Here is a 13,559-nt window from a genome sequence, read left to right on the forward strand (position 1 = left end):
AAAATAAGGTGATAAAATTGTAAATAATTGTTTTTTAATCTTATGAATGATTAATGATTTTTTTTCTGAAATAAATAGAATTATAGAAAAATTTTAATTTGATTAAAAGAATTGTTTAAAAAGTATTATTGTAAAAAAAGACCACTTGCAAAAGTGGTCTTTAGATTAAGTTTTCAGCTTAAATTATATATTTTTTGAATTTGCACAGCTGTAATTAACTGGACCATCGTTTGGAATATCTTTTAAAATATCTAATAAATAATCCCAGAATTTTTGTACAGAAGCAATTTCTACTTTTTCGTCAGGAGAGTGAGCACCAGAGATGTTTGGACCAAAAGAAATCATATCCAAACCTGGATAATTTGTTCCAATAATTCCGCATTCTAAACCTGCGTGGCAAGCCACAACTTTTGGTTCTTCTCCAAATTTTGAAACATAAATTCCTTTCATCAATTCTAAAATTTCAGAATGAGTATTTGCTTTCCAACCTGGGTAAGAACCAGAGAATTTAACCTCAAAACCACCTAATTCGAAACCAGCTTTTAATGTTTGTGCTAATGCTTCTTTACCTGATTCTATAGAAGAACGCGTTAAACATAAAACACGAGCGTTTCCGTCAATAACTTCTACGCGAGCCACATTGTTAGATGTTTCTACTAAACCTTCAACATCTGGACTCATTCTGTAAACACCATTGAAAGCTGCCATAATTGTTTGAACAAAAACTTTAGAATCTTGTGCTGACATTGCATCAGTTGCATCAGTTGGTTCTAGTGTAATTACCATTTTAGGCTCTTTTGTTTCGTATTCTTCAATGATTTCTGTACGTAAAGTTTCGTAAGACGCTTTGAAAGCATCTACTTTATCCGCAGGAATCACAACTTTAGCCCAAGATTCGCGAGGAATAGCGTTACGTAAACTTCCACCTTCCATGTGCGCGATTTGTAAACCAAATTCAGTTGCAGCATTTAATAAACGAACAATCAATTTGTTCGAATTTCCTAAACCTTCGTGAATTTGCATTCCAGAGTGTCCACCGTTCAAACCTTTTAATGTTAAGGTAAAAGCAGTTCCGTTAGTAGCTTCTGTAGTGTAAGCTTTTGTCGCCGTTACATCAACACCACCAGCGCAACCAATGTCTAATTCATCATCTTCTTCGGTATCTAAGTTCAACAAGATTTTCCCAGATAAGAATCCAGCTTTCAAACCTAAAGCACCAGTCATTCCAGTTTCTTCGTCAATTGTAAAAAATGCTTCAATAGCTGGATGAGGAATATCTTTCGATTCTAAAATAGACATAATTGTCGCAACTCCAATTCCGTTATCTGCACCTAAAGTTGTTCCATTTGCTGTAACAAATTTATCATCTTCAATGTACATTTCAATTCCTTGTGTTTCAAAATCGAATGTTACATCGTTATTTTTTTGACAAACCATATCCAAGTGCGATTGCATGATCACTTTTTTACGGTCTTCCATTCCTGGATAAGCAGCTTTTTTGATTAAAACATTTCCTACTTCGTCCGTTTCGACAGGTAAACCTAAATCTTCACCAAATTTGATGATGAACTGACGTACTTTTTCTTCTTTCTTAGAAGGTCTTGGAACTGAATTCAATGCTGAGAAGTTTTTCCAGATTGCTTTTGGTTCCAAATTAAGAATATCGTTATTCATTGTTTGTTTTTTATTGTTCCTCAAAGTTACGGAATTGCGACAATATAGTTTTATTAAAGAAGTTTTAAATTTTTTTGATTCTCAACCAACCTTTTTATTTTTTTATGAATCATATTATTATAAATGAAAAAATAAAAACGTGATGTAATACGAAAAATACTATTTTTAAATAACACTAATGATTCATGAAGAAATTAACACTATTTACAATTTTGACTTTACTCAGTGCAGTATTGTTGAATGTTTTTGTTTTCAAGAAAACTTTCAATGATGACTCAGAGAAGATAATCGCTGAAACAAATCAATATAAACATCCAATAAATTCGATTGAAATGACTGAACAAAATAATCAGGATTTAGAATTTTTGAAAATGATGTTAAAAGATAATCGTATTGTTTTTTTGGGTGAAGGTATACATCAAGATGGACAAACTTTTAAAGCCAAATCACGCTTGATAAAGTATTTGCACGAAAATTTGGATTACAATGTTGTCTTGTACGAAGCTGGACAATATGATATGTGGATAACCAACCAAGAAATGGAAAAAGGAACTTTAGGTGTTGGAAAAGATTCGATTGCGGGACTTGGTATGTTTAATTTTTGGTGGGATAATAAAGAAACTCAACCTCTAAATAACTATTATTTACAAACTAAGAAAACAAATAATCCAATCACATTAGGTGGTTTTGATATGCAATATTCTGGTGATTTACTGACAGAAATTTTAAATAATGGGTATTTAAGACGTATAAAATTATTAAGAGAGTTTTTAGCGAATCAAAATATATCTTTATATGATTACCCTTTTTTAAATCAAAATATTGATAATCTTACAATTTTTAGATATAAAAAATTTACTGAAGCTACATATAAAAAAAATGAAATTACTCAACTCCTTAAAGAGTTACAATCGATTTCATTACGAATATCAAGGCTTCCAAAAACTGAAGAAACTAAAATCTATTCACGTTATCTGAAAGATATTAAAAACCATATTCAGAAAAATTTGATGTATAAATCTGGAACTAAGGAAAGTATGAATTTTAGAGATTCTTTGATGATAGAGAATTTAATTTATCAATTGGATTCTCTTTATCCAAATCAGAAAGTAATTATTTGGTCGGCGAATGTACATGCTTACAAAAAATATTATCCGAATAATTTTAAACCATTGGGACAATATATCAAAGAAAAATACAAGAACCAATCGTATGCAATTGGTTTTACTTCGTATGGCGTTTATAATCCTCTGAAACAAATAATTAATACACCTAATAAATATGCGGTAGAGAATGCATTTCATCAACTTAATCAGCCTTATTTCTTTTTAGATTTTAGTCAAATTCCGAATCAATCTGCACTAAAATCTGAGTATTATTCAGTTATAGATCAAGGAATGAATGTAAAAGCAAAATGGAGTGACTTTGTAGATGGAATTTTTTACATCGATGTTAATCAAGAACCAACACCACTAAAAGAAGAGAAATAATGAAAAGTATAGAAATAAAAGATTTGAATTTTAGTTTCGGGTCAAAACAAATATTAAATCAAGTTAATCTTAATGTTCCGAAAGGAAGTATTTATGGCTATTTGGGGCGAAATGGAGCAGGAAAATCGACAACAATAAAATTGCTTTTAGGATTATTGAATTCGAATGAAGATACTATTTTCTTGAATGAGTTGAGTATCAAAAAACATCCTATTAAGATTCATGCTTTAACAGGTAATTTGATTGAAGCGCCTTGTTTTTACACAAAATTGACTGTTTATGAAAATCTAAAATACTTAGATGTAATTTACCAAAAAGGTGAGGAGCGAATTAGTGAAGTGTTAGATTTGGTTGATTTGTTGTACGCGGAACATTATAAAACATCTGATTTATCGATGGGAATGAAACAACGTTTGGGAATTGCAATAGCGATTTTTCATGATCCAGAAATTTTGATTTTAGATGAACCTCTTAATGGATTGGATGCACAAGGAATTTATGAAATGCGCGAATTGTTTTTGAGGTTGAATGCATCAGGTAAAACGATTTTTTTGTCAAGTCATATTTTAAGTGAATTAGAACGAGTTGCTACGCATATTGGAATTATAGAAGGAGGAAAGATGATTTTTGAAGGCAAAAAAGAAGAATTACTTGGGAATGTTGTTCGTAAAGTTGCTATAAAAATAAATGATGCAGAGAAAGCAAAACAACTTTTTGAAAATGTAATAATTGAAGATAACGTCATGCATTTTGAAATTGAAAACGATGATGATTTTCATCAAAAAATACAACAATTAATTCAGCATAACATTAAAATTTATGATGTTCAGTCTGAAACAGCTAATCTTGAACAAATTTTTATTAACCTAATTCAACACTAAAATGACAAATACATTTTATAAAGCATTTGCTTCCGAACGATATAAATTATCAAAAAACAAAGAAATTTTTGGTGTATTATTTTTACCAACTTTAGTCGTTTTAGGTGTTTTTTTCTATTTAATTTATAAAGTACCAATGGAACCTATTGCTTTGAATCCGTGGTACGGTTTTTTAGGACGATATGTTTTTATGTTTTTCTATATGCTATTTCCAGTTTTAATTGCTGTGTTTGTGCATTCATGTTGCGATGTAGAATATAAGAACAACAATTATAAATTGTTATTTACACTGCCCATTTCACATGCTAAAATTTATTTAGCCAAAGCTTTATTTATTTTAATTATAGTCAGTTTTTCTGTTGTTGGGGCTTATGTGTTTTTTCTATTAAGTGGATATTTATTACAATTTATTTCACCAAATTATGGTTTTCAGAATTTTGATTTTAGAGAAATTGCTTTTTACACTTTTTTCAAATTATGGATTGGATGTTTAGCTGTATCTATGATACAATTTGCTTTGAGTTTATTCTTCAGAAGTTTTATTTATCCAGTAGGTTTTTCTCTATTTGTAACTGTTTTTTGTTCTGTGATTAGTAGTAAAAAGTTTGCAGATTTCATTCCTTATTCAAGTTCTCCAAAATCATTTGATAACTTAATGAATCAAATAGCATCTTTAGAAAGATTAGATTATATCAACCTTATATACAATATTTTCTTTTTAGGGTTGAGTTACTTTATCTTTATAAGAAAGAAAAATCTATAAAGCAAAAAATCCCTTGAATTCAAGGGATTTTTTAATGTATACTTTTTATATTTATCTTGTAGAAGGCATAGGAGATTCTTTGTCTACAACTGGTCTATTTTCGACGTTTGCTAAAATCCAAATTGTATTGAAAGCTAATTTTGTACGACGCGTCAATAAATCATATTCAATTTTGTCTGGTGTATCGCCTGGTTTGTGGTAATCATCGTGCACACCATTAAAGAAGAAAACAGACGGAATGTTATGTTTCGCAAAATTATAGTGGTCAGAACGGTAATAAAAACGATTTGGATCATCTGGCGTATTGTAACGCATATCTAAATTAATTCCTAATCCATCATTTGCTGCTAAAACAGCTTTGTGTAAATCAGAAGACAACATTTCAGAACCAATTACATAAACAAAGTCTCTTGTTTGTTCATTATGTTCGTAGTCTACTCGACCAATCATATCAATGTTAACATTTGCAACTGTGTTTGCAAGAGGAAAAATTGGATGTTCTGAATAATATTTAGAACCTAATAATCCTTTTTCTTCACCAGAAACATGTAGCAATAAAACCGAACGTTTTGGACGAATTCCTTTCTTCTCAGCTTCGCGGAAAATACGACCAATTTCCATTACAGCAACAGTTCCAGAACCATCATCATCAGCACCAGCATATAATTTTCCATCTTTTATTCCTTCGTGATCATAATGTGCCGAAATCACCACAATTTCTTCTGGTTTTTCTGATCCTTTGATGAATCCCATCACATTTCTCATTTGACCTTTTACTCGGTTAAAAGTTCCAGCAGGAATAATTTGGAAATAATTATTATTTGGTCCATTAATTCCTAATTCTTTGTAATAATTAGAGATATAGTTTCCCGCTTTTATTTCGCCTTCAGTTCCAGCATTTCTACCTTCCATATCAGGCGCAGCAATGATGTAAAGCTGTTTTTTTAATTCAGCTTCAGAAATTTTATCTGTATATTTTACAAGACTCTTTTGATATTTCTCCTGAGAAATTGGTTTTGTAGAATCACAACTTACTAAAGTAGCAGCTAAAGCAATTGCAAATAAAAATTGTTTCATGTTAATTTTTTGAATTAAATTTAAAATTAATCTAACCAAGCAGAATAAAAAAGAAAATTTGAATAAAAAACCAATATTTATACGGATTCTATCCGATTTTGGGATTGTCTTTTTTATATTTGCCCGTTTTTAAATAAATTATGTCACAATTATTCAGAAAAAAATCTGTCGAATCCATTTTAGCAGAGTCTGCAAAGAACACGTCTACAATGAAAAGAACCTTAGGTGTTCGAGATTTAACAGGTTTTGGTATCGCCGCAATTGTTGGAGCTGGTATTTTTAGTACCATTGGTCGAGCAAGTTTCGAGGGCGGTCCAGCAGTTATCTTCCTTTTTATTTTTACGGCAATTGCCTGTGGTTTTACAGCTTTTGCTTATGCAGAATTTGCTTCGTTAGTGCCTGTTTCGGGTAGTGCGTATACCTATAGCTATGTTGCATTTGGAGAATTATTTGCTTGGGTAATTGGTTGGGCATTGATTATGGAATATGCGATTGGGAATATTGTGCTCGCGATTTCGTGGAGTGATTATTTTACCACCTTGCTCTCCGGAATGGGATTACATCTGCCAGAATGGATGACAATGGATTATTTTACGGCGAGAGAAGGTTTTGAATTTGTTTCGAATGAATTAGCGAAAGGTAAAACATTAGAAGGAATTGCGAATTCGCCTTATGCACAAGAAATCCCAAAATATTTAGCTTTCAAAGATGCACCATATTTAGGATTCAATTTAGTGGTGGATATTCCTGCATTAATCATTACTTTTTTGATTACAGCTTTGGTTTATCGCGGTATTAATGAATCGAGAAAAGCAAGTAACGCAATGGTTGTGTTAAAATTAGCAGTGGTGCTTTTGGTAATTGTGGTTGGCGCTTTTTATGTGAATCCAGATAATTGGAATCCTTTTGCACCGAATGGAGTAGGAGGCGTTTTGGCTGGAGTTTCGTCTGTTTTTTACGCTTATATTGGGTTTGACGCGATTAGCACAACTGCGGAAGAATGTAAAGATCCGAAGCGAGATTTGCCTCGTGGAATTTTTGCGTCTATCATTATTTGTACTGTTTTATATGTGCTGATTGCTTTAGTAATTACGGGAATGGTTCATTATTCTGAATTGAATGTTGGAGATCCTTTGGCGTATGTTTTTGATAAAATTCAAGATTTAAAGTGGTTGGCAGGAATTATTGCTTTTTCGGCTGTAGTAGCGATGGCGAGTGTATTTATTGTTTTTCAAATTGGGCAACCTCGTATTTGGATGACAATGTCTCGCGATGGTTTATTACCAAAGAAATTTTCTACTATTCACCCAAAATTTAAAACACCATCTTTTGCGACTATTTTTACTGGATTTGTTGTAGGTATTCCTATTTTATTTACAGATTTAGAATTGGTTGTTGATGCTTGTTCTATCGGAACTTTGTTTGCTTTTGTGTTGGTTTGTGCGGCTGTACTTCGTATGGATGCTGATCCAAATGCGAAAAGAGGAAATTTTAAAACGCCTTTTATCAATGCAAAATACATTATGCCAATTGTAACTGCGGTGATTGTATTTTTATGCGCAACAACGTTTAAAGATGATTCGATTGATTTCTTTACGAATAAACCGCAACCTATGCCAGTTGAACATTTTGTAAGTTCGTTAACGCCAAAAGAACTAAAAGATTCTTATGCAACAATTAATGAATTAACAGGATCTGAAATTGAATTTTTGGATGATTATTTGGCTCAACTATCACCAGAACAATACAAATCTACTTTGAGCAAATTGCCAGTTTATGAGGATAAGAAGATGGAAAAAGGTTGGGATGTTTTCAAACACAAAATTCCAATGATTCTATTCTTAATGATTTATGTTTTTATGGTTGTTAGAACGTTTTTCAAAAGAACTTCTATTATTCCACTTGCAGGTATGTTATGTTGTTTTTATATGATGGCACAATTAGGATTAAAAAACTGGATGATTTTCTTGATTTGGATCGCAATTGGTTTGACAATTTATTTTACATACGGTTATAAACATAGTAAGTTGAGAAATCAAAATTCATAATAGTAAAAAAGCGATTCAATTTTGAATCGCTTTTTTCTTAAAATTATTTCATCAAAAAAGTTATATAACTTCTTTATTTCACCTCAAAACTCTACCTTTGTCTTATAAATTTGACGACAAATGTTTAGAACTCATACTTGTGGTGAATTAACACAAGCCAACATTAATGAAAAAGTAACGTTAAGCGGTTGGGTATCAACGCTACGTGACAAAGGTTTTATGATGTGGATCGATTTACGTGATCGCTACGGAATCACACAAATCATCTTAGATGAAGAACGTTCTTCGAAAGAATTATTTGAAACTGCTCGTCATTTAGGACGTGAGTTCGTAATTCAAGTTACAGGAACTGTAATCGAAAGAGCTTCAAAAAATCCAAACATTCCAACAGGAGATATCGAAATCTTAGCAGAAAACATTACAATTTTAAATGAATCTGCATTGCCTCCATTTACAATCGAAGATAATACAGATGGTGGAGAAGATATCCGTATGAAATATCGTTATTTAGATATTCGTCGTAATCCAGTAAAAGAAAAATTAATCTTCCGCTCTAAAGTTGCGCAGGAAGTTCGTAAATATTTAGATGCACAAGAATTTGTAGAAGTTGAAACTCCAGTTTTAATTAAATCTACGCCAGAAGGTGCGCGTGATTTCGTGGTTCCATCTCGTATGAATCCAGGTGAATTTTATGCGTTACCACAATCGCCACAAACATTCAAACAATTATTAATGGTAGGAGGTTTAGACCGCTATTTCCAAATTGTAAAATGTTTCCGTGACGAAGATTTACGTGCAGACCGTCAACCAGAGTTTACACAAATTGACTGTGAAATGTCGTTTGTTGAACAAGAAGATATCATGAATGTTTTCGAAGGTTTAGCAAAACATTTATTACATACTTTCAAAGGATTAGAATTTGAACAATTCCCACGTATGACATTTGCAGAAGCAATGCGTCGTTATGGAAATGATAAACCAGATATTCGTTTTGGAATGGAATTCGGTGAAATCACAGACTTAGCTAAAGGAAAAGATTTCAAAATCTTTGATGAACAAGAATTAATTGTTGGTATTGCTGCGGAAGGTTGTAATGCTTACACACGTAAAGATATTGATAAATTAATCGAATGGGTTCAACGTCCACAAATTGGGGCAACTGGTCTTGTTTGGGCGCGTTATAATGAAGATGGAACATTTAAATCTTCTGTAGATAAATTTTATTCGCAAGAAGATTTAGCAGCTTGGGCAGAGCGTATGAACGCAAAACCAGGAGATTTAATGTTGGTGATGTCTGGTAATACAAACAAAGTTCGTGCGCAATTATCGGCTTTACGTATGGAAATCGCAGAGCGTTTAGGATTACGTAATCCAGAAGTTTTTGCTCCATTATGGGTTGTAGATTTTCCTTTATTAGAATGGGACGAAGAATCTGAAAGATATCACGCGATGCACCATCCATTTACTTCTCCAAAACCAGAGGATATGGAATTAATTGCGACTAATCCAGGTGAAGTTCGTGCAAATGCATATGATTTAGTTTTAAATGGGAATGAAATCGGTGGAGGTTCTATTCGTATTTTCGATAAAGAAGTTCAAGCAAGAATGTTCGAATTATTAGGATTTACGCCAGATCAAGCAGAAGCGCAATTTGGTTTCTTAATGAACGCTTTCAAATATGGTGCGCCACCTCATGGAGGTTTAGCATTCGGTTTTGATCGTTTTGTATCGATTTTAGATGGTTCAGAAACAATTCGTGATTACATCGCATTCCCTAAAAATAATTCGGGTCGCGATGTCATGATTGATGCACCTTCTCCAATTGATCAAACACAAATGGATGAACTGAATATTGCGTCAACATTTGTTGCAAAATAAAAAGAAAAATTTTCTATAAATATTAAAGACTACTTATTTAAGTAGTCTTTTTTTATTGATTAATTTTAAATTACATCACAATTTCTAAATGTAGAAGCAAAACCTTTGCTGTATCTTTGCAATTGTAAATAGAGAATAAATTGGAATTAAAAGAGCATTTAAGGCGTAATATCAAATTAGCATTTCCTGTAATGATTACTCAAATGGGGCAAATTTCTGTCAACATTATTGATAACATTATGGTTGGTGGTTTAGGTGGAAAATATGATAATATAGAAGATGAGGTTTTGGGTAAAACAGCTCTAGCAGCAGCTTCTTTAGGAAATTCATTGTTTTTTGCAGTTTTAGTATTTGCTTTCGGATTTAGTTTTGCGTTGTCACCATTGATTGCAGCAGAAGATTCGAAAGGTGATAAAAAAATGGCTGCAAATTATTTTTCGCACAGTTTGGTCTTAAATATTACGTTATCAATCGGTTTATTCTTATTGATTACATTCCTAAAACCGCTGATGTTCTACATGGGACAACCCGCTGATGTAGTAGAAAAATGTATTCCATATCTTACGATTATGACATTTTCGATGATACCGTTGATGATTTTTCAAACGTTTCGTCAATTATCAGAAGGTTTATCTTTAACGATTCCTGTTACAATTGCAACTGTATTGAGTAACGTGATTAATATTACGTTAAATTATGGTTGGATTTATGGAAACTGGGGATTCCCACGTTTAGAAGTCGCTGGTGCAGCTTGGGGAACATTCGTTGCGCGTTTGGTAATGATGATTTTCTTAATTCTTGTTTTATTTAATTTTAAGAAAACGAAATCTGTATTACAAGAAGTTCAATTTAAGGCAAGTAATTTTCAGAAAGCTATTTTCAGAAAAATTGCTGGAATTGGAATTCCAACCGCGTTAACTTCTTTCTTCGAAATGAGTGCATTCTCTTTGGCAGCCTTTGTTTGCGGTTATACATTTACAAATTCTATTGCAGATCAAGAATTAGCAAAAGTAAATTTAGCAGCGCATCAAATTGCGATAAATTTAGCTTCCACAACTTTTATGATGTGTACAGGAATTGGAGTTGCAGCAACGGTTCGTATCGGAAATCAATTAGGTTTAAAAGATTATAAAACCTTAAGAGAGGCAGGTTGGTCTTGTATTTTAATGGTTTTATCATTTATGATTTTGTGTGGAATTTTGTTTATTATTTTCCGTTATCAGTTACCAACAATTTATTTAGACAATCCAGATGTTATCAATTTAGCTGCATCCTTATTAATCATTGCTTCGCTTTTCCAAATGTCAGATGGCGTACAATTGGTATTACTAGGTGCTTTGAGAGGAATGACTGATGTTAAAATCCCTTCTATTCTAACGTTTATTTCATATTGGTTAATCGCAATTCCGATTGGTGTAGTCTTAGCTATTGTATTTGAAATGCGAGCATTTGGGATGTGGATTGGTTTAGGAACTGGATTAACAGCTTCGGCAGTGTTTTTGATGATTCGTTACAATCGTCAAACGAAGAAAATGATTAGGGAAAATCCTAATGCAGAAATAATTTTAGAAGATAAATTAAAAAACATATAAAATGGAATTACCAAAATTTTTATTGGCTGATAACTCTACAATGCCAGACAAAATCTTTATTTTACATACAGATTATCCTCGATTTTTATTAGATGTAGAAACTGACGATATTGAATGGTTTGAAGATATTTCTGAAGAAGAAGATAACGAAGAATTTAATACTGAAATTGCTAATTTAATTGAAGACGCTTTAGATTTTTATGATCAAGAAATGTCTTTGTTAGATGATGAAGAATAAGTCTTAAATAAATAAAATTTCTATGTTTTTATTGGTGTAAGATTTACACTAAAATAATTTTATATGCTTGCATTATAATTTTTTTATTAGTATTTTGCAACTAAGAAAATTATTCAAAACCATGGAAATAAAAAGATTATTTGATTTTCCGCAAAATCAATTAGAAAATAATCCTCGAGAAGATGCATTGGTGTCTAAAGTGAACGTAACTTGGGTGAAAACATCTACGCAAGAATACGTTGGCAAAGCAAATGCATTTAGTCGAGGATTATTACAATTAGGAATCAAGCCACAAGATAAAATTGCAATAGTCACTTCAACTAATCGTACCGAATGGAACATCTGTGATATCGGTATTCAGCAAGTTGGCGCGATTTCCGTTCCATTATATCCAACACTTTCGGAAGATGATTTTGATTATATCTTAAATAATGCTGAATGTAAATTTATCATTGTTTCTGATAAAGGTTTATACGATACGGTTGCGGCTGTAAAAGATAAAGTGTCAACATTGGTTGGGATTTATAGTTTTGATGAAATTGCTGGAGTTCCTAATTATAAAGAAATTTTAGATTTGGGTGAAGATAATTCAACACAACATGAAGTAGATAGTATCAAAGAGATGATAAAACCTTCTGATATTGCAACTTTGATTTATACTTCTGGAACAACAGGTCGTCCGAAAGGTGTTGTATTAACGCACGAAAATATCGTTTCTGATGTTTTAATGTCTGTTGATCGTATTCCAGATTTTCCAAATCATGCGATTGCGTTAAGTTTTCTTCCGATTAATCATGTTTTCGAACGTATGTTGATTTATTTGTATCAACATTTGAGTATTGGAATTTGGTATGCAGAAAGCATCGATAAATTAGGAGATAATATGAAAGAGGTCAAACCACATGTAATGACGGTTGTGCCTCGATTAGTTGAAAAGGTTTACGATAAAATTTACAATACAGGTGCTTCTGCAGGAGGTCTTAAAACGAAAATTTTTATGTGGGCTTTAAGCCTTGTTGAAGATTACGATCCTTATAATCCAAAAGGTGGATTATTTGGGTTGAAACATTCTATCGCGAAAAGTTTGGTTTTCAGTAAATGGAAAGAAGGAGTTGGAGGAAATTTAGTATGTATGGTGTCGGGATCTGCACCTTTAGCAGCACGTTTGAATCATATTTTCTGGGGTGCTGGAATTCCAATTTTAGAAGGTTATGGTTTGACAGAAACTTCTCCTGTAATTTCGGTGAATTGTATGAAGAAAGATGGTTTCGGAATCGGAACTGTTGGTGCTCCATTAAAAGGAATCGAGGTTAAAATTGCAGAAGATGGAGAGATTTTAGTCAAAGGTCCTAACGTTACACAAGGTTATTATAAAGATCCTGAAAAAACTGCTGAAGCATTCACACCAGATGGTTATTTCAAAACGGGTGATATTGGAGTTCTTGAAAGAGGTTTACTTAAAATTACTGATCGTAAAAAAGAGATGTTCAAAACTTCTGGAGGAAAATATATTGCACCTCAAATTATTGAAAATAAGTTTAAACAATCTCGTTTTATCGAGCAAGTAATGGTTGTTGGAGAAGGAGAGAAGATGCCTTGTGCGATTATTCAACCTAATTTTCAAGTGTTGAAAGATTATTTACGTATCAAAGGAATTGCTGAACCTGCAACGAAGGCAGATTTAATTAAAGAGCCTGCAATTTTAGATATTATAGGTCGTGAAATTGAAAAAATGAATAAAGGTTTAGGACATTGGGAACAAATCAAAAAGTTTGAATTAACTCCTGATGAATGGACAATTGATGATGGATTATTAACGCCAACATTAAAATTGAAACGTAAAAATGTCTTGGCTAAATATCAAGATTTATACAATAAATTATACGATAAGAAATAATAAAAAATCCCTTCAAAAATT

The 13,559-nt window shown here is 32.1% G+C and carries 10 protein-coding genes; 8 read left to right on the forward strand and 2 right to left on the reverse strand.

From position 1 onward, the window contains the following. Positions 1-183 precede the first annotated feature (183 nt). Complete coding sequence (locus B3792_RS10580) at positions 184-1,674, reverse strand: aminoacyl-histidine dipeptidase (RefSeq protein WP_291069554.1); 1,491 nt, start codon at positions 1,672-1,674, stop codon at positions 184-186. A gap of 185 nt (positions 1,675-1,859) precedes the next feature. Here B3792_RS10580 and B3792_RS10585 point away from each other — a divergent pair, with 185 nt between their 5' ends. The 3 genes from B3792_RS10585 to B3792_RS10595 are packed head-to-tail and all read left to right on the forward strand — an operon-like array spanning position 1,860 to position 4,808. After that, positions 1,860-3,164 (forward strand): erythromycin esterase family protein, encoded by a 1,305-nt coding sequence (locus B3792_RS10585; RefSeq protein WP_125350227.1) that lies wholly within the window; start codon positions 1,860-1,862, stop codon positions 3,162-3,164. Next, positions 3,164-4,045 (forward strand): ABC transporter ATP-binding protein, encoded by an 882-nt coding sequence (locus B3792_RS10590; RefSeq protein ID WP_125350228.1) that lies wholly within the window; start codon positions 3,164-3,166, stop codon positions 4,043-4,045. The genes B3792_RS10585 and B3792_RS10590 overlap by 1 nt, the downstream gene beginning before the upstream one ends. 1 nt (position 4,046) lies before the next feature. After that, complete coding sequence (locus B3792_RS10595) at positions 4,047-4,808, forward strand: ABC transporter permease (RefSeq protein ID WP_219034213.1); 762 nt, start codon at positions 4,047-4,049, stop codon at positions 4,806-4,808. Between the two features lie 51 nt (positions 4,809-4,859). Here B3792_RS10595 and B3792_RS10600 read toward each other — a convergent pair whose 3' ends face one another. Beyond that, positions 4,860-5,885: a M28 family peptidase gene (locus B3792_RS10600; protein ID WP_291069558.1), complete on the reverse strand. Its 1,026-nt coding sequence runs from the start codon at positions 5,883-5,885 to the stop codon at positions 4,860-4,862. 140 nt (positions 5,886-6,025) lie between these two features. Between B3792_RS10600 and B3792_RS10605 the strand changes: the two genes are divergently transcribed. The 5 genes from B3792_RS10605 (at position 6,026) to B3792_RS10625 (ending at position 13,538) form a co-directional block, all read left to right on the forward strand. Then, a complete protein-coding gene (locus B3792_RS10605) occupies positions 6,026-7,933 on the forward strand; it encodes an amino acid permease (protein WP_180906385.1) in 1,908 nt (635 codons plus the stop codon). Between the two features lie 120 nt (positions 7,934-8,053). Beyond that, on the forward strand, positions 8,054-9,811 hold the full coding sequence (gene aspS, locus B3792_RS10610) for an aspartate--tRNA ligase (protein WP_286495565.1): 1,758 nt from the start codon (positions 8,054-8,056) through the stop codon (positions 9,809-9,811). A gap of 140 nt (positions 9,812-9,951) precedes the next feature. Continuing rightward, positions 9,952-11,403: an MATE family efflux transporter gene (locus B3792_RS10615; RefSeq protein WP_115001065.1), complete on the forward strand. Its 1,452-nt coding sequence runs from the start codon at positions 9,952-9,954 to the stop codon at positions 11,401-11,403. Position 11,404: 1 nt separating this feature from the next. Next, on the forward strand, positions 11,405-11,641 hold the full coding sequence (locus B3792_RS10620; protein WP_038336082.1) for a hypothetical protein: 237 nt from the start codon (positions 11,405-11,407) through the stop codon (positions 11,639-11,641). Positions 11,642-11,762: 121 nt separating this feature from the next. Next, entirely contained in the window at positions 11,763-13,538 is a 1,776-nt protein-coding gene (locus B3792_RS10625; protein ID WP_291069560.1) for an AMP-dependent synthetase/ligase, read from the forward strand. Positions 13,539-13,559 lie beyond the last annotated feature (21 nt).

The sequence above is a fragment of the Empedobacter sp. UBA5924 genome (genome assembly GCF_002431085.1).
GTDB lineage: Bacteria > Bacteroidota > Bacteroidia > Flavobacteriales > Weeksellaceae > Empedobacter > Empedobacter falsenii_B.